The 17,663-nt window shown below is 64.1% G+C and carries 15 protein-coding genes and 1 pseudogene; 7 read left to right on the forward strand and 9 right to left on the reverse strand.

Annotation, left to right across the window (positions count from 1 at the left end):
• Positions 1-39 precede the first annotated feature (39 nt).
• From BLR46_RS14455 to BLR46_RS14485, 7 genes and pseudogenes are all read right to left on the reverse strand, one after another.
• A pseudogene (locus BLR46_RS14455) lies at positions 40-543 on the reverse strand (transposase); the annotation flags it as partial.
• A 131-nt stretch (positions 544-674) separates the two neighbouring features.
• Positions 675-1,739 (reverse strand): polysaccharide biosynthesis protein, encoded by a 1,065-nt coding sequence (locus tag BLR46_RS14930; protein WP_143008325.1) that lies wholly within the window; start codon positions 1,737-1,739, stop codon positions 675-677.
• 230 nt (positions 1,740-1,969) lie between these two features.
• Entirely contained in the window at positions 1,970-3,154 is a 1,185-nt protein-coding gene (locus BLR46_RS14465; protein ID WP_093253765.1) for a polysaccharide pyruvyl transferase family protein, read from the reverse strand.
• Between the two features lie 170 nt (positions 3,155-3,324).
• Complete coding sequence (locus tag BLR46_RS15155; protein WP_176761802.1) at positions 3,325-3,984, reverse strand: nitroreductase family protein; 660 nt, start codon at positions 3,982-3,984, stop codon at positions 3,325-3,327.
• Between the two features lie 407 nt (positions 3,985-4,391).
• Entirely contained in the window at positions 4,392-5,504 is a 1,113-nt protein-coding gene (locus BLR46_RS14475) for a glycosyltransferase family 2 protein (RefSeq protein WP_176761803.1), read from the reverse strand.
• Positions 5,501-6,580: an EpsG family protein gene (locus BLR46_RS14480; protein WP_093253772.1), complete on the reverse strand. Its 1,080-nt coding sequence runs from the start codon at positions 6,578-6,580 to the stop codon at positions 5,501-5,503. The genes BLR46_RS14475 and BLR46_RS14480 overlap by 4 nt, the downstream gene beginning before the upstream one ends.
• Positions 6,581-6,719: 139 nt before the next feature.
• Complete coding sequence (locus tag BLR46_RS14485; protein ID WP_093253775.1) at positions 6,720-8,090, reverse strand: tyrosine-protein kinase domain-containing protein; 1,371 nt, start codon at positions 8,088-8,090, stop codon at positions 6,720-6,722.
• A gap of 460 nt (positions 8,091-8,550) precedes the next feature.
• On the opposite strand from BLR46_RS14485, the gene BLR46_RS15160 reads away from it, so the two are divergent.
• Genes BLR46_RS15160 through BLR46_RS14495 form a run of 3 tightly spaced genes read left to right on the forward strand, consistent with a single transcriptional unit; the run spans position 8,551 to position 12,070 of the window.
• On the forward strand, positions 8,551-9,045 hold the full coding sequence (locus tag BLR46_RS15160) for an SGNH/GDSL hydrolase family protein (RefSeq protein ID WP_176761804.1): 495 nt from the start codon (positions 8,551-8,553) through the stop codon (positions 9,043-9,045).
• Positions 9,046-9,068: 23 nt separating this feature from the next.
• Entirely contained in the window at positions 9,069-11,030 is a 1,962-nt protein-coding gene (locus BLR46_RS14490; RefSeq protein ID WP_176761805.1) for a dTDP-4-dehydrorhamnose 3,5-epimerase family protein, read from the forward strand.
• On the forward strand, positions 11,027-12,070 hold the full coding sequence (locus BLR46_RS14495) for an LCP family protein (protein ID WP_093253780.1): 1,044 nt from the start codon (positions 11,027-11,029) through the stop codon (positions 12,068-12,070). Before BLR46_RS14490 ends, BLR46_RS14495 begins: the two co-directional genes overlap by 4 nt.
• On the opposite strand, the gene BLR46_RS14500 is transcribed toward BLR46_RS14495, so the two are convergent.
• Positions 12,067-12,414, reverse strand: a complete 348-nt coding sequence (locus BLR46_RS14500) for a hypothetical protein (protein ID WP_093253782.1) — start codon at positions 12,412-12,414, stop codon at positions 12,067-12,069. The two genes, BLR46_RS14495 and BLR46_RS14500, sit on opposite strands and share 4 nt — an antisense overlap.
• 34 nt (positions 12,415-12,448) lie before the next feature.
• Between BLR46_RS14500 and BLR46_RS14940 the strand changes: the two genes are divergently transcribed.
• From BLR46_RS14940 to BLR46_RS14510, 3 genes are all read left to right on the forward strand, one after another.
• On the forward strand, positions 12,449-12,676 hold the full coding sequence (locus BLR46_RS14940; RefSeq protein WP_143008328.1) for a hypothetical protein: 228 nt from the start codon (positions 12,449-12,451) through the stop codon (positions 12,674-12,676).
• Positions 12,677-12,950: 274 nt separating this feature from the next.
• Positions 12,951-15,041: a cytidylate kinase family protein gene (locus tag BLR46_RS14505; RefSeq protein WP_093253784.1), complete on the forward strand. Its 2,091-nt coding sequence runs from the start codon at positions 12,951-12,953 to the stop codon at positions 15,039-15,041.
• Entirely contained in the window at positions 15,034-16,272 is a 1,239-nt protein-coding gene (locus BLR46_RS14510) for an alpha/beta fold hydrolase (RefSeq protein WP_093253786.1), read from the forward strand. The genes BLR46_RS14505 and BLR46_RS14510 overlap by 8 nt, the downstream gene beginning before the upstream one ends.
• 183 nt (positions 16,273-16,455) lie before the next feature.
• Here the strand turns inward: BLR46_RS14510 and BLR46_RS14515 are convergent, their stop codons facing one another.
• Positions 16,456-16,878: a DoxX family membrane protein gene (locus BLR46_RS14515; protein WP_218118492.1), complete on the reverse strand. Its 423-nt coding sequence runs from the start codon at positions 16,876-16,878 to the stop codon at positions 16,456-16,458.
• Positions 16,879-16,967: 89 nt separating this feature from the next.
• Here BLR46_RS14515 and BLR46_RS14520 point away from each other — a divergent pair, with 89 nt between their 5' ends.
• Positions 16,968-17,624 carry a helix-turn-helix transcriptional regulator gene (locus BLR46_RS14520; protein ID WP_093253788.1) on the forward strand — a complete coding sequence of 219 codons (657 nt, stop codon included), beginning with the start codon at positions 16,968-16,970 and terminating at the stop codon, positions 17,622-17,624.
• Positions 17,625-17,663: the final 39 nt, after the last annotated feature.

Raw genomic sequence — 17,663 nt, forward strand, 5'->3', positions numbered from 1 at the left:
GACTGGATCACAGCGCGAGCGACAGCATCCACCCTATCTCTCGTCCACGCCGATCACCTCGACCCCGTCGAACCGGGCCGGGTCGCTGAGCAGGACGCGCCGGCCTTCGGCGAGGATGGCGTCGTTGGCGGTGTTCCACGCCACGTCGAGACCTTCAGCGATGCGCGACATGCTCAGGTGCTGGACCACGAGCCCCTCCAGCACCCAGCGCAGCGCCGCGCGGGAGAGTTTCGCGCGCGGCTCCGCCGCCGCCGTGAGGTCCTGACGCCACACCCGGCCGCACTCGATACAGCGGTATCGCCGGCGCCTGACGTGCAGGATCGTGGGTCGCCACCCCAAGGGCACCTGCGACAAGCGCCGGACCACCGTGCCCCGAGCGCGGCCTTGGCCACCGCACTCGTGGCACCAGTCATCGGCGTCGACCGGCCGACAAGCCAAGATCGCCCGTTCGGGCTCGAGGCGTTGGCCGGTGACCTCCAGCCCGAGTCCGTCGAGGCGGCAAAAACTAGTCAGATCAGGGCGCGTGAAGGTAGCGTCGGACACGTCGAGGTCTTCCCGATGGGCAGTGTGAGAACTTCCATCTTCGGAGGGCCTCGACCCCTTCAACCAGACGCCACGCCGCAACCCCCGAACGCGCTACCTACACCCTCGATTGTGAAGAGCCCCGAATGCCCTCACCGAGAAGCCTTCGTGACCCTCCATAACATTAGTAAGGCTCTTGTCGCGGCGCCGCTGGCCGCCATCATGGGGCCCACTATGAGTCCCTGTACGCCGAAAGAGTGAAGAATTGACCCTACGACGACAGCTACAATGCATGCGGCGGCGAATGAGACAGTGACGCTCAGATACGCGTTCAAAACGTTCAGAGAGACCGACAATGTGTACGACATGACGATGAAGATGGCCGCCAGCGCAAACAAAGCCAGCGAGTACCAGGGAAGCGCGAACTCAGGACCGTAGACCCAGCTGAAGAAGCCGGACCCCCACTGCATCAGAGCGGCGCAGATCCCGAGCCCGACAATCATGATTCGCAGCGTGAGCCGCCTGCTGGTGGATGCGACTGCTGCTCTCCCGCAATTTTTGGCCACTTCCATCAACGGCGATATCATCAACTTGGCGAGCGTCGACCCCATCAAGTCCGCAGCCGTAAGCACATACGCAACGCCGGCGTAAATGCCTACAGTCGCGAGATCGCCCCACATGCTGAGAAACAAGACGGGCAGATACGTCAACAATGAAGCGAGCAGTTGCGCACTCGTTACCGGGATACTGGCGCCCAGGATCGCGCGGTACCCCCCTGGTGCGCTCGCGGAGTAGGGCAAATGACGCGCCCTCGCAGTCGCAACTACTGCGACCGCCGCAGACGCTAATGCAGCCGCCACAACAGCCGCCAACACACTCTGAAATAGTGCAGCGGCAGAGATCGAGCCGACGATCGAAACAAGAGCTCCAGCTACACCAAGTATGCCCAACGTCGCTAGATGGTTATGATACTGCAGGCGAGCGAAATCTAAGTCCGCGATGGAGTCGAAGAGTTTGAGCGCGACGACAGCCAGCCCTAAGCTCAGCGGGATGGCTGGCACGACGAGCACGAAGAGACAGAGGCAGATTACCGCGGCTAGCGTGCCAAAGAGACGCAGCGTCAGATAAGTGCGCCAAGGCCATGCAGTTTGCGATGTCAGCAAAATCGTGCGCAGCCCCAACTGTGACGCAACGAAGAGCGGGGTCCCAACCGCCAAAAGAAGACTATACGCCCCTACTGCCGAGGGTCCGCCGAAAAGGTCAGACAACCAAACCAAGATCCACTTGGATAGGGCTCCTGCAGCGGACCCAACGGCGAGAAGACTGCCGACCAAAGCAAGACGACTAAAACCCTTCATTCACCGCCGCCTCGAACATCGGACGAAGTAGCTGACTAAGACACAAACGGAGGTGGGGACGCGTCACCATGAGAGCAAAGGTGTTCTGATCAACTACAGCGACGATCATTTAATAGCCTCATCAAGTAATGGAGTCCGAGCTCTCGGCCTGCCGCTACGCGTTCGTTCACGCGCGACCAGTCGGGATCTGGCGGCAGCGTGCCGGGGAAGGACTCCGAATCGAAGAGTCTTTCCTCAAGACCGACCGACGCAAGAAGAGATCGAAACCTCGCAAGACCGCGCGAGCGGTTACCGAGCGCGATGAAAGGTTTGTTGAAAATGATGGAAAAGACCGTTCCATGAAAAGAGTCGGTGACGACGTAATCAGCGTCCGCGAAAGCAGCCAACCATGCCTCTACAGGCTTCATCCTGAAACGGCCCGGCTGCCGATCGAACGACGTTAAGCTACGCGCTGGTGGCGGCAGAATATCAAACGATTCGAGACCAAGGCTTCTCTCCAGGTCATGGACAACTGCGTTCGCACTTTCACTGCGGTCGAGTACGTACACGAATATGCCACCACTGCGGCGCGTGACCGGTTCGGGGCTAGTCTCTATCAATGATCTGTAGTCCTCGACCTTGAGAAGTAACGTTGGGTCGACGTGGTGATCAGCTTGCACTCCCCAATGCCGGGCACAAAGATCAACCCCCGTGTCTTCCCTGACAGAGATTGCGTCAAAAGCCCGAGCCAAGCGCGCTGACTGAGCAATTAGCCGTGGTGAATAGCGCACCAAATGATCTGCGCCAAACGAAGCTGCGTAAGACATCCGGATGAGGTCGTGGCCCACGGCGTAGTCCAAGAGCTGCTGCCGAACGTCGGCGTATCCCCCCCGCCATACCTGATCACTTCCTACGACGATCGCGTGCGTCTGCTGCAGCGTGACGTCTCGACGCGCGCGCGAGAGCCCAAATAGATCGATCGTACGCATTCTTTCCCGGACGAAGCGGCGTGTAGACTCCTGCACTGACGCGGTCCGCGTCTCATCTAGCTCAAGAGGTAATTGCTGGCGCGTGATACGCTCGCGAAGAAGCCGACGAATCTTTCGCGCCGCCACGCGGCCTGAACTGAATTTCCCCGCCGAGTCAATGGTGCGCACAGAGAAACCGAGGCCCCGAATAACTTCTTGAAGCGCGTAGGCCTGGGCTAGGCCGCCATAGTTCCCACCAAGGGGATACAGGGTAGATATTAGGACTTCTTTGCCTCTATGATCTGGCGGGAAAGACGCTGTGTTCATCGCGATGTAACTCCTCTGACTGCTGGCATGGTCGCGAGATTAGATCCACGTGTCGGTAGGTGGCACTTGGTGATTCAGAAACTCACTCAGGACGGAACTGTGAGAACATAGGACCGAATTGGGTGGACGTTTCGACCGGAATCGGGCCACCCGCCGCGAAAGACGACCGATCACTCGCTAATGTGCGATACAACATCATCGACTGGCAACCGGACAACATCATCGACTGGCAACCGGAACGACATCGGGACTTTCACGCTTCGAGGAAACTCCCCGACAGCGAGAAAAACGATCAGGCGCTCGCTAACAGGAATACCTAGAAGGCTCTTCACCCTATCCTCATTTCGACCCGTCATCATGGCGTTCAGGGGGCAGGCTGCGAGCTCCTCATGTTCGAGTGCCAGGAGAAGCGCCATAGTATAAATTCCACCATCAATGAAAGGCTGATTTCGTTCGGTGGGCTCCAAGAATGCTGCCAGATCCGTTGTAACCACCAACAGTGCTGGCGGTGTGGCGTAGCCGGTCATTCCCCCTTGAATCTTCAGAACTTTGTCAATCAGCACTGCATCGGTAACGATCTTTACCCGTGAGGCTTGACGGTTACACACCGATGGCGCTTTTCGTGACAAGTTCAGAGCAGGCAGGATCCGTTCCACGCTCAAAGGGCCATCGGCGAACTCACGGACGCTGTACCGACCTTCGAAAAGGGCCTTGAAGTTCTTTACTCCGTTGTCCTTCTTCGAGGATCCCTCCAAGACCGTGACCCCCGCGAGGTCGTCCGAACTTGACTCTGCGTAAGCAAGGGTTACTTCGTCGAAGATCTCACTCAATAGGGACGGCTCTAGACCGAGCTCACGATGAGCTTGCGCGTACGCGCCAATCGCGGATAGGGCGTTCTTGTAGGTACGACGCTCTCTACCGTACCCCTGTCGAGAGTATTCCTCCATCGCGAAGGCCAACTGCGTCAGTGCCGTACGACCGAAATGAGGACGGAGTACACTGTGACTAAGGCCCTTCTCGATCGCATGAGCGTGGAAAGTGAGTTTACCTTCTAGCTGGGAGAGGTTGGCGCCGGTGACTCTACGGAGACGGTACCGCCTGAAGAGGGTCGCATCGTAACGCTGCACCCTGCGACCTACCAGCGCCTTGAACACTGAACGCGCGCGCTTCAGTGCCCACTCCGGAGCTACGGCTACTACTTGTTCTCGTATGTTCATAGCTGGGATCCTCTTCATTCTTACAGTTCTTCCACACGCGTCATGCTATTAGTTGAGCGGCGTCCCAATTCAGCACTGACAAACTTTGATCTGAGAATGTGCCGAGTCAGTTCCCGCAACCAACGGCTGAGCACCACAAGCCAGGTAAGTGGCACCAGGCCGAGTCGGGCGTACACCCAGCCTACTGCCCTCATTTGCGGGTCTCCGAGGTCGACAGGCAGGTGCGGATACGACTCCCTCATGGCCTTAGCCCGGGCAAACATATCGCGATGATCTCTGATCACTCTCGATGCGCGAGCTGAGGCCAGACTAGAGGCAAGGGCTTTTATTCGAAGATAGTTCAGGACGGAATCCATTCGCGCAGAAGCGGCCCATTCAAGAATCCTCCTCAGCGCATCATGTACGTACATCAGTTCTTCAAATTTGCTCGGTCGAAACGACCGCGTCAGGGACCCCTCTCGTTCCCTTATGAAGTATCGCTTTCCCGAGATTGTTCTTACCCCTCGCGCACGGCTTAGGTAGCTGGCGTTGAAGAGCAAGTCCTCTCCCAACGAGGTCTCCTCAGCGAAAATCAGACCGGACTCCTCAATGAGCGAACGTCGATAGAGCCTTCCGCACGGCGAATTAAGGAGCTCGTTTCTCAGCACCCTCGACGCAAAATCGGCCTTCTCTTTAATCCCAACGACAGACTCCGGACGTCTAGCACCTTCGATCACGATGTCCCAGTTGGGCCCCATCTGGCTCATCAAACTAGCAATAAGCGTATAATCCACCGTATCATCAGAGTCGACGAAGCCTACATATGTCCCTTTTGCGCGCCGCAATCCGCTGTTACGAGCAGAGCTGACGCCCCCATTAGGCTGAGTTATGACGACTAATCGCGGATCGCGGGCCGCAATAGCGTGGATGATCTTGAGCGACGAATCAGTCGACCCATCATCCACGCATAGAACCTCCAGATCTGTCCAAGTCTGATCAAGCAAGGATGCTAGGCAGTCAGCTACGTATTTCTCAGTGTTATATACGGGCACGATGATTGAAACAAGAGGCATGGTGTTCATGCGGACGTCACCACCTGGTGGCTCGACTTCGGATTTCTGAAGAAGCACATTGCGCTTGGAGTCTGCGATCAAGGCCGATCCCATATCCACTTGAAGGGATTAAGGTCTGGAGTTTGAGATACTTCGTAATACCAGACTACCCCGAATAACAGAATGATCCCCACACGTGCCCACTGACGCAACAGGGGTTGCTTGAACTCTGTGAGTGCTGCAAGCGCAAGGGGCATGAAGATCATCGTATAGAGGGTGTAGCGGTATAGGTAGGCGCTAGTAGAAAAGGGGACTGATATTGCGGCGTGCCATACAGCAAGGTTTCGGTAGAACCAAGTCTTGCTATCATCCGTCGATTTGGGCGAATATGATGCGTAGAGAGCCAACGGCGCGAGGGCGATAAGGACACGCACCGGATCGACAGTTCGCAGAACATAGGCTGTCACGCCCAATCCCGTGATTTCGAGGACGAATCGCAAAATTTGCTCTGCGGCAAGGAAGCTCATCGCCGTGCCCACAACGATCCAGAGTACCCCTGAGATGCGGATCTTTCGAAAGGGTATCCAGTAGAGCAGGATGGCCACGGCGGCGCTCAGGTGAAACGAAGTCGCGAGAGCTACGACGACCGAATAGGCAAGGAATCGCCGCTGCATGATATAACGGTGCGCAGCAAAGATCAGACTGATGGCCAAGGCCTGCCGGACAGCGTTGAACGAGGTGTGCCACGAGGCCGAGAGGATGTATAGGCTCAGAACGAATGCGATGGGCCCGTCTGTGTTACGTAGATAAGTCCTCAAAGCCAGTCCAACAGTGATGACTGCCGCTAAGAAGAACATCATGGCTGGATCATCATTGATCCAAGAGGCGGCCACGGCCAGGAGTCGAATACCTGGCTCATCAAATGTTATAAGTGATGTGAGGAAACCATCCCTGTATTCTACGTAATTGCGCTCATACTGGCCGTAATCAGTACCCACCATCCAGCGCAGACCCGCCATCAGTATAAGCACGAGGGTGACGGTCGTCATGCAGAAAGTGGCGATGTAACGAAGGTTGAGGCGCCTCGATGTGACCACCCGTCCTTCGCTACCGAGGACCGTTTCTGCCACCAGGCTGAGACCCACCGTCACCAATATGGCAGCGAAATATGGCGCCATCAGGCTCTCCGTGGCACGCACAAGGATTTGCGGCGCTTGACTCGTGGCGTGTCGACGCGGGTAAGCTCAAAGGCGATGTGTCCAGATCGCTCAGAGCGGCACTCAATCGCAAGTCGCCGAGTTCCCTCGCTCGCAGGCCTCACTTCCAAGCCACGCCCTCGTCATGTACGGAAGAGTAGTATCCGGCATATGCATCGGCTCTTGACAGGGGGACATCGTTCAGAACAATGCCGAATATCGTCACTTCACCGGCCCTGAGGAGTTCAACTGCCCCCTCCAATTGTGTTGTCTTAACGACACCGGAGCGTACCACCACCACGGCTCCGCCCGCCTGCGCGGCGAGTACAACAGAGTCTGTGACGGGCAGGAGGGGAGGTGCGTCGAAGACTACGTAATCGTACTGTCGCTCGACGGACGTGAGTAAATGGGCCATGGCTTCACTACCCAGCAGTTCCGAGGGATTTGGAGGCACCGTGCCCGCTGGCAGCACGGCCAAACGTCCCGGAATGACGTTGATGACGAGCTCTTGGAGTCTGCCCCGCCCGGTAAGCACGTCCGAAAGCCCCAACTGGCTGTCGAGCCGCATGCGGTTAGCTACCTGCGGGCGTCGCAGGTCAGCGTCTACTAACAGTACCGATTCGCCTGCTTCAGCCAAGACGCGCGCGAGGTTGGTCGCGGTCTGCGTCTTACCCTCCCCCGCGACCGAAGAGGTGACGACCATGGAGGAGCGGCGTTCGCCTCCTAACCCGACAAACCCGACGTTGGTGCGCAACCGCCGGTAAGCCTCGGCGTTCGCCCATGCCACGCCGTCGACCGGCGCTGCCCTATCGGCAGACGTGTCAATCGTGTTGATCGAAGCGAGCACCGGAGCTTCAGTAATCTCCGCGACATCATCGGTCGTGCGGACACGCGTGTCCAGCACACTCCGGAGAATTGCCTGCCCGAGGCCAAGCACCACGCCGAGCAGGCCACCCAAAGCCAAGTTCAATGCAGGGCGCGGCGCGGACGGTGAAGCGGGGATGAGCGCGGAGTCGATAACTGTGGCGCTGACGAGCCGATTGCCTTCTGGGCCTGGGGGCGCGAGTTCATCAACGGCGTTCAGCAGGCTGTTGGCAACGGCGTTGGACAGCTCAGCCGCTCCTGTGGCCGAATCGTCCTCGGCGGCAATCTTGATGATGGACGTCGACGCCGGTGCCGAGACGCTCAGCTTGCCGGCTAGCCTCGCGGGCGTGCTGTCGAGTTCAAGTTCCTGGATCACTGGATCCAGGACGAGTGCAGTGGTCGCCACGCTCACATAAGAGGTGACTTGACGCTCTGCATATGTGGCGCCTTGTGAGAGTTCACCCGCGGTGCCACCGCTCTCCACAGTGAGGAACACCGATGAGGTGGACGTGTAAGTGGGCTTCTGCAACAGAGTGAAGAGCGCAGCCAGGACGATGCAGGCGAGGACCGTCGCCAGTGTGCTCCTCCAGTATCGACGAACGATCTGCAAGTACTGCTGGAGCTCCATCAACCAATTCCCTCTGTGTGTACACACGCCCGGCAACGGCCGGGTTCACCATCCAGACGCGCTCGTTCGCCGCGATAGAGAACGATGCAACGCGCCCTAGACTAACCTCAAACCGGTCACCCGCTGAATCGCGACAGGAAGACAGGCAATGCGTTTCACCCGCGACTTGAGCAAGCTGAGCATCATCGGCTTGGTCGTCCTCGCCGTCCTCGCGGTCGTTCTGAGCGCCGCCGCCCTCCTGTCCACCCGTACGGTCCCGGCCGAGCCCGCGCCTACTCGAGCGCCTGTGGCGCCGGATTCCTCACCCGAAACTCCGTCGGCCGAACCCACCCCGGCGCCCACTCCAGAGCCAAGCAGCGAGCCAACCTCTGCAGCGCCGAACGAAGAGCCGACGAGCGACGCCCCCTCGCTAGAGCCGACAGAATCCGAGAGCGCGGCAACCAGCGGCAACACCGTGGTGGTGATCGGCGATTCCTTCTCCCTCGGTGAGGAGGCTTGGGTCTCCACCGCCGCAGAGGAACTCGGCTGGGGCGACGTGGTCAACCTCGCCTCTCCCGGTCGCGGGTATCTGTCAGCCCCGCGAAGCTGCGACTTCGAACCCTGCTCGCGGTTCGGCGGCTCGGTGGACCTCATCGCGCAGGCCCAGCCCGAACTCGTCGTCACCTTCGGCGGCACGGCGGACGGCGACTACGCGCTCGACGATGCCCCGTCGGACTACTTCGCGGCGCTTCGCGAGGCGCTGCCCGACGCGGAACTCGTCGCAATCAACCCGGTCACCGGCGACTCGCCCGCCCCGTACTGGCTCACGCTCCACGCGAAGAACATCCGCGCTGCGGTGGAGGCCGTCGACGGCACCTTCATCAACGTCGGCCAGCCCGGCGCGGGAGACGGCGACACCCTCACCGCCGAAACCCAGGACGAAATCGCGCGCGCCGTCGTCGAAGCCCTGTCCTGATCCATCCAGTAGGAACCGCTGCCTTGGCTGAACTTTCCATCCGCCCCACCGACATCCCCGGGCTGCTCGTCATCCACCTAGGGCTGCAGCCCAACGACGACGGCTGGTTCAAGGAGGGCTGGCACCGCGCCAAGATGACATCCCTCGGGCTCCCCGACTTCGACCCCGTGCAGTACAACGTCACCCACGTCGTGAACCGCGGCACCACGCGAGGGTTCCTCGCCGAGCCATGGGACCGAATCGTCGGGATGGAGCGCGGGCGGGCCTTCGGGGCGTGGGTGGACCTGCGGGAGGGTGAACACTTCGGCCGCACCTTCACCGTCGAGCTGCACCCCGGCATCGCCGTCTTCGTCCCACGCGGCGTCGCCACCGCCCACCAGACCCTCGAGGACGACAGCACGTACACCTACCTGCTGGAGCAGCACTGGACCCCCGAGGGGCGCAGCCGGGCGGGCGCCGTCGACCTCTTCGACCCCGCTCTCGGCATCGAGTGGCCCATCCCCCGCGCCCGGGCCGTCGTGGCCCACCGCGACACCCTCAACCCGCCCCTCGCGCTCGCAACCCCGATGGCTCCACGGCGCACCCTAGTCGCCGGCACCGAGACGCCCCTAGGCCGGGCCATCCTCGCAGAACTCCCCCACGCCGACGGCATCACCACCGCCGAGCTCGCCCCGCGTGCGGCCTCTTCAGTGGACCTCTCCGCGTACGACGTGCTGCTCAGCGCCCACGGCGACGTGGCCACCGGCACCCCCGACTCCCCCCAGCGCCCCGACCCATGGCACCAGGCCGCCGAGCGGTTCCAGCGCCTGGCCGACGTGGCCCGCCGCCATCGCATGCGCCTCGTCCACCTCACCAGCGACCCGATCTTCGAGCGCGCAGCCCCCATCCACGGTGACGACGCCGTGCTGAGCATGGACAGCGCCCGGGGACGGGCGCTCGCCGCCGGCGAACTCATCGCCTCCACCGTGCCCCGCGCGTTGATCATCCGCACCGGCTGGGTGATGGGCAGGACGGAGAGCTTCGTCGAACACATGGCGGTCGCCGCCCGGCGCGGCACCTCACCGACCGTGATCCGCGACCGCCACGGACGCCTGACGTTCGCCGACCAGCTCGTCGCCGCCATCAACCACCTGCTTGACCTCGGCGCGGCCACCGGGACGTACAACGTGACCGGCGACGGCAAGATCGTGAGCTGGTTCGACGTGGCGCAGCGCGTGTTCCAACTGAGCGGCGCGGACACGTCGCTCGTCCGGGGCGTACCGGCTCCCGAGGACGACGACCCCGGCGACGGCGGCGTGTTGGCTCTCGACCGTCTCAAGGAGGCAGGCTTCCGCCCGGGCAATGCCTGGCTGCAGATCGCCGACCACCTCCCCCGTCCTGCGGAGCAGCCACGCCCGCTGGACGTCTCGGCAGCGGCGACGATGGGCGGCTCCGAGGTCGGGCGAACGAAACCATTCAAGGTGTTGTTCGTCTGCACCGCCAACATCTGCCGCTCCGCCTACGCCGACGTGGTGGCCCGCGGCCGCGCCGTGCCGGGGCTGGAGTTCTCGTCGGCCGGGACGCATGCCCTCGTAGGAGAGGGGATCGACCCGCCGATGGCCGGGCACGTCAGCAGCGGGGACACGTCGGCGCACCAGGCACGCCAGCTCACCCGCGATCTGGTCACCGATACCGACCTCATCCTCACGATGGCGGCCGACCACCGTCGCTGGATCCTCGACGAATGGCCCATGCTCGGCCGCAAGGCGTTCGTGATCGGGCACGCGGCCCGTGTCCTGGCGCAACTGCCTCCCGAAGTGACCCTCGAGGGGCTCGTTGACTATCTTTGGTCCCACCGGTCCTCGGAGGTCGGCGACGACGTCGCAGACCCGTACCGCCGAGGCCCGGAGGCGGCCGCCACGGCCGCCCGCCAGATCGACGCGAACCTGGACGTCATCGTCGACAGTCTCGAGCGGCTCGGAGCCAAGAAAGAGGAACACAGATGAGTGTCGAGGGCTTCTTCAACCACGACGATGATGGCAGCGAGAACCGCCCCCGCCGCGCAGCCACCCGCAAGCAGCGGCTCCGTGACAGCAAGGTGTTCGTCGCCGTCATGGTGCTCCTCGCGCTCGTACTCGTAGCGGTCGTCGCGATTGTCGGCTACTACGGCAAGGCCACCGTCGACGGGCTGAACTCGATCCAGCGGGACCCGTCGCTCGCGCCCACCGAAGGCGCGTCACGTCCGGCACCGGTGCCGACGAAGGAGGGCGAATCCGATCCGCCCATCAACATCGTGCTGATGGGGTCCGACACGCGCGGCGGCGAGCGCGGCCGCTCCGACGTGTTGCAGCTCCTGCACGTGCCCGGCGACCGCTCCGGCTCCTACCTCATGAGCATCCCGCGCGACACCTGGGTGCAGATCCCCGGCCGCGGCAACGCGAAGATCAACGCGGCCTACTCCTACGGGGGCGCCGGCCTCACCATCGAGACCATGGAGGCCCTGCTCGACGTCCCCATGGACCACACGGTGATCATCGACTTCGAGGGCTTCACCCGCGTCATCGACGCCCTCGGCGGCGTGACCGTGCAGAACCGTCACGCGACCAGCAGCGGCGGATTCACCTTCCCGGAGGGACAGGTGGAGCTCACAGGTGAGAGCGCCCTCGTGTTCGTCCGGGAGCGATACAACCTCCCACAAGGCGACTTCGACCGCGCCGAGCGGCAACGCGCCGTGGTCATGGCCGTCGTCGACAAGCTCGCCTCCGCCGGTACCCTGACCGATCCCGGCAAGTTCCGCGACGCCATCACCACGCTCGGCCCGAACTTCACCGTCGACGCCGGGCTCACCAACCAGGCGATCATCGACCTCGGTCTCGGCCTCGGCACCAACGCGAACAACATCAAGTCGTTCCAGTTCCCGGTGGCCGGCACCGACACCTCGTCCGACGGCCAGTCGATCGTCGTCGTGGACTCCGACCGCATCGTCAAGCTCAAGGACGCCCTGCGCAACGACGACATGGCCAGCTACTACGAGCAGTACCGCTAGTCGACGATGCGCGTCCTGCGGTCGAAGCGGTGGTGGACCGCCGTCGGCTTGGTCCTGCTGGCTGGGCTGGCGATCACACTGAGCGCACTAGCGCTCACGTCCACCCGTCCGGTCGACGCCGGACCGCGCCCGGTCGCGCCACTCGCTCCGTCGGCAGAGCCCTCGACCAGCCCGTCGCCGTCCGGGGCTTCGCCGTCGCCGACACCGGTGCCTTCATCGCCCGCCCCATCGCCGTCCTCCTCAGCGTCCGTTTCCGCTGACGCCGAGGTGGGACAGGATGCCGTGTCGACGTCGGCGGCCGAGGTGACGCCTCCAGCCCAGCGGGCGACCGAGTCGTCGAGCACGCCTGCTCAACGCCCGCAGCGGCGCACCGTGCCCGTGTCCACGCCAACCGCCTCAACGCCCAGCGAGGCGGCGTCGACGACTGCTCCCGCGCCGACGACGGCCGAGCCCTCACCGTCGGAACGCCCCTCGTCGACCGCACCGGAGCCCGGGCCGGAACCCACCGAGACCGAGGTCGAGTCCCCGCCCCCTCTTCTTCCCGAGCCGCCGCCCATCGTGACCTTCGAGCCCGAACCGTCGCCGGAGGAGTCGGTGGAGGGCTGAGGCAGCCGCCGGCCCCTTCGAGACGTCGCTCCGCTCCTCCTCAGGGACCGGTTGGCCTGGCCCTTCGAGACGTCGCTCCTCTCCCCCTCAGGGACCGGTTGGCCTGACCCTTCGAGACGTCGCTCCGCTCCTCCTCAGGGATCGGTTGGCATGCACCTCCCCCAACCGGAACTCGGTAGGACCATAGGCAATTTCCGGCACCAGAAGGCGCCGATGGACACGGACTCGTAGAGTTCGAAGGACCACGGAAAGTTGCCAACGAGGTGAGCGAGAGATGTCGAAGAACGCAAGCAAGAGCACCGGCACCCTCTCGAGGGGGAAGGTCTTCGCCTACTCGCTGGGCGACGTGGCGAACAACCTGTCGTTCATGATGACCTCGATGTTCCTCATGGTGTACATGACCGACATCGCGGGCCTCTCCGCCGGCGTCGCGGGCACCATCTACGGCATCACGAAGATCTGGGCCGGCGCGGCGGACCTCATCGCCGGCCAGACCGTCGACCGGATCAACACGCGCTGGGGCCGCCTCCGCCCGTGGCTGCTGTTCGGCTCCACGCCGCTGGCGATCGTGTTCGTGCTGCTGTTCAGCGCCCCGGCCGGCCTGAGCCCGGCGCTCACCGTCGCCTGGATCTTCCTGTTCGACGCGCTGTTCCAGCTCGCCTACTCGTTCGTCAACATCCCCTACGGCTCGCTGTCGGCCGCAATGACGCAGGACTCCGTCGACCGCTCCAAGCTCTCAGGCGCCCGGTCCATCGCCTCAGCCGTCACCGGCGTGCTGCTGTCGGCCGTCGTCGCGCCGCAGTTCAACGACACCACCGGCGACGACGTGCGCCTGCGCTTCACGCTCACGACGATCGCGCTCGCGGTCCTCGCCGTGATCCTGTACCTGATCTGCTTCAAGAACGCGCGTGAGGTGGTGCCCCGCAGCGCCACCAAGATCTCCCTGAAGCGCACGATGACGATGATCCGCCAGAACCGGCCGCTGATCGTCCTCTGCCTCGGCGCGTTCTTCCTGCTCGCCTCGATCTTCACGATGAACGCGGTGGGCATGTACTACGCCCGCTACGTCCTCGGCAACGCCGCCTGGTACACGTTCCTCGCCCTCGCCCAGACCGTCGGCACCGTCATCGTCGCCTCCCTCGTGCCCGGCATCACCACCCGCTTCGGCAAGCGCAACGGCTACGTCGGCGCCGCGGTCGTCATCACCATCGCGTTCGTCCTCATCTACTTCGTCCCCGACGGCAACCTCGTCTTCGCGATCGTCGCCTGGTTCCTCTTCGGCCTCGGCAGCGGCGGCACCAACGCGCTGATGTTCTCCATGCAGGCCGACACCGTCGACTTCGGCGAGTGGAAGACCGGCCTCCGCGCCGAGGGCGGCTCCTACTCGATCCTCTCCTTCATCCGCAAGACCGGCCAGGGCGTCGGCGGCTGGGCCGGCGCGGCCGTGATCGGCGCGTTCGGCTACGTCGGCGGCGCCGAGGTGCAGTCCGAGTCCGCGCTCCAAGGCATCCGCCTCGCCACCGGCATCCTCCCCGCCGGTCTCGCGATCCTCGCCCTCGTGGTCATGCTCTGGTACAACCTGAGCGTCGACGAGCACCGCGGCATCGTCCGCGAGCTCAACACCCGCCGCTCCGAGGGCGCGGTCAGCACTGCCTACGGCGTCGACCTCGGCCGCGTCGTCGTCGAGGAGCTCGGCGACCAGCGCGACCTCCTGCTGCGCCCCCCGTCGCGCGGCGTCCTGCCCGTCGTCACGATCTTCGAGCTCGAGGGCTCCGGAGCCACCGACATCGGCCCCCGCCTCGCGGAGAAGCTCGGCGTGAAGTACGTGCCACAGAAGTTCAGCTCCGACGAAGTGGCCAAGGTCGAGATCTCCGCGCTGTCCTCCGACAACGCCTTCGACCGCTGGCTGCGCACCGTCTCCTTCACCGGCACCCAGGACGCCGACCTCGCCCGCGCGCTCGGCGTCGCCGAGGACTTCTCGCTCGCCCAGGCCAACCGCGTCGAGCTCCTGAAGCTCGCCGAGGACGGCGCCGTGATCGCCGGCCGCAACGGCGCGCTCGTGCTGGGCCGCGGCGTCGGCACCCTGCACGTCCGGCTCACCGCCCCCACCAACAAGCGGGTGGAGCGGGTGATGTCGAAGACGGGCCTCAGCCAGTCGCAGGCGGAGTCGCGGATCGCCGTCGAGGACCGGGTGCGGGCCGAGATGTCGCGCAACCTCTACCAGTGGGACCCCAATGCCGACGAGTACTACGACCTCGTGATCAACACGGGTACCGTGACCTATGAGCAGGTGGTCGACATGATCGTCGGCTTCTACCGCAGCAAGTATCCAGAGACGGACACCGAGGTAGGAACGAATGGCTGAGTACACCCACGGACTTCGTATCGAGAAGCACCGACTCACCCTGCCGCTCGTGTGGGGTGCGAAGTCGGACCTGCGGATGATCGACGTGTTCGCCCGCGTCATCACCCGCCGCGACGGCGAGGACCTGCCGTACCTCGTCTACCTGCAGGGCGGGCCCGGCAGCGAGGCGCCCCGCCCCGGCGACGGCAACCCCAGCTGGCTGAAGACCGCCCTCGAGCGCTACCGCGTCGTCATGATCGACCAGCGCGGCACCGGCCTGTCCACCCCCGTCGGCGACGAGCTGCTCGAGATGAGCGTGTCGGAGGCGACGGAGTACGCCACCCACCTGCGCGCCGACTCCATCGTCCGCGACTGCGAGGCGTTCCGCGAGCTGCTGGGCGTCGACCAGTGGTCGCTGCTCGGGCAGTCGTTCGGCGGATTCTGCACCACCCACTACCTGTCGAGGTTCCCCGACTCGATCGCGCACGCCTACTTCACCGGCGGCCTGCCCGCCGTCGGGCGCAGCGCCGACGAGATCTACGCGCTCACGTACGAGAAGATGGCCGAGAAGTCGCGCCAGTACTTCCGCTGGTACCCCGACGACGCCGAGCGGATGCAGCAGCTGCACGACCTCGCCTTCGACGGCGAACTCCGCCTCCCCAACGGCGACGCGGTCTCCCCGTCGATGCTGAAGAGCCTCGGCCACCTGCTCGGCATGAGCAACGGTGCCGAGCGGCTCCACTGGCTGCTCGAGCACGATCCGTGGAGCAACGCCTTCCGCCACGACCTCCACGACACGCTGCCGTTCCACCTGCGCAACCCGCTGTACCTGATCCTGCACGAGTCGAGCATGGCCGACGGGGTCCGCACGGCCTGGGCCGCGGCGCGCGTGCGGCCCGAGGAGTTCGACGAGGACCCCCTGCTGCTGACCGGCGAGCACCTCATGCCCGAGTGGTTCGACGAGCTCCCCGCCTGGCGGCCGTGGTCCGACGTGGCCAACGCGCTCGCCGACGTCGACTGGCCGAAGCTGTACGACGAGAACGCCCTGCGCCTCTCCGGTGCCCGCGGCGCCGCCGCCGTCTACTACGGCGACGTGTACGTCCCACTGGAGCACTCGATGGAGACCGCCGAGCTGCTGCCCAACGTGAGCGCCTGGGTCACGAACGAGTACGAGCACGACGGCCTGCGCTCGAGCAACGGCAAGGTCCTCCGCCACCTGTTCGAGCTCGCCCACGGGGAACGACTCCGCTGAGTCCGCCACCGGGGCTTCGAGACGCGACTTCGTCGCTCCTCAGCCACCGTTGGCGGCAGCTCAGTCCGGTCCCTGAGGAGCGAGCGTCAGCGAGCGTCTCGAAGGGCCGAAATCATGGAGTGAGATTTCTGCCACAGAGGCTCCTGGCGGGGGCCAAGTGGCAGGAATCTCACCCCATACTTTTCAGACCTCCTCGTGGTGGTGCGCCGTGGCCAGCCGGTTGAGCGCCAGGGCTCCGACGAGGAGGCCGAAGTCGCGCAGGGCCACGTCGTAGAAGTCGCCCAGGATCAGCAGGTTGACGATGATGCCGGCCAGCCAGGCGGCGACCACGAGGGAACCGATCCGCGGGGAGACCGCCACGAGGATGCCGGCGAGGATCTCCACCACCCCGACGCCGTACATGAACAGCTGCGGGGAGACGGGGATGATGTCGGTCGCCAACGGGGCCAGGTACTGGGTCCAGTCGACGAGGACATTGAAGAACTTGTCGAGCCCGAACAGGATCGGGGCGACGGTGAAGATGGTGCGCAGGAGTAGGTAGGCCTGGCGGCTCGAGCTGTGGAGCCCGGGTCGGACAGCCATGTCTGCCTGCTGGGTGGTGAGCATGACTCGTCCCTTCTAAAAGTAGGTGTCACCTATTTTAGATCTGCGCTACTCTTGAGTCAACGGTTTTTGTTTTTAGATCTGGGGTCACGATGGCCAAGCACAACCACGCCGAGACGCTCTCCGCCGTCGCCTCGCTCGCGGACCCCACCCGCCGGGCGCTGTACGACCTCGTCGCCTCCGCCGACGCCCCCGTCAGCCGCGACGACGCCGCCGCCGCCCTCGATCTCCCCCGCGCCACCGCCGCCTTCCACCTCGACCGCCTGGCGAAGGAGGGACTCCTCGACGTGAGCTACCGCCGGCTGTCCGGCCGCCAGGGGCCCGGCTCCGGCCGGCCCACGAAGCTGTACGCGCTGGCCGAGGCAGAGGTGTCGGTCTCCCTCCCCCGCCGCCACTACGACCTCGCCGCGGAGATCCTCGTCGCGGCCGTGGAAGAGTCTGCGGCCTCGGGCGAGCCGATCGAGGATGCGCTGCGGTCGGCGGCCACGGAGGTGGGACGCGGGATAGGCCAAGAACTCCGCCTCGACGACGCCCTCACCGAGCTCGGCTACGTCCCGGTCGAGGAGCCCGACGGCAGCGTCATCATGCGCAACTGTCCCTTCCACCGGCTGGTGCAGTCGCACACCGCCCGCGTCTGCGGCATGAACCTCGACCTCCTCACCGCCGTGGCCGAGGCCACCGGCTCCGACCGCCGCGCGGTGCTCGACCCCGCACCGGGTCGCTGCTGCGTCCGGATCGTGCCCTCCTGACGCGATGCGCGCAACCCCTTTCTGTCCCGCTCGCGCGCT

Source organism: Tessaracoccus oleiagri (assembly GCF_900103275.1).
Classification (GTDB): Bacteria; Actinomycetota; Actinomycetes; order Propionibacteriales; family Propionibacteriaceae; genus Arachnia; species Arachnia oleiagri.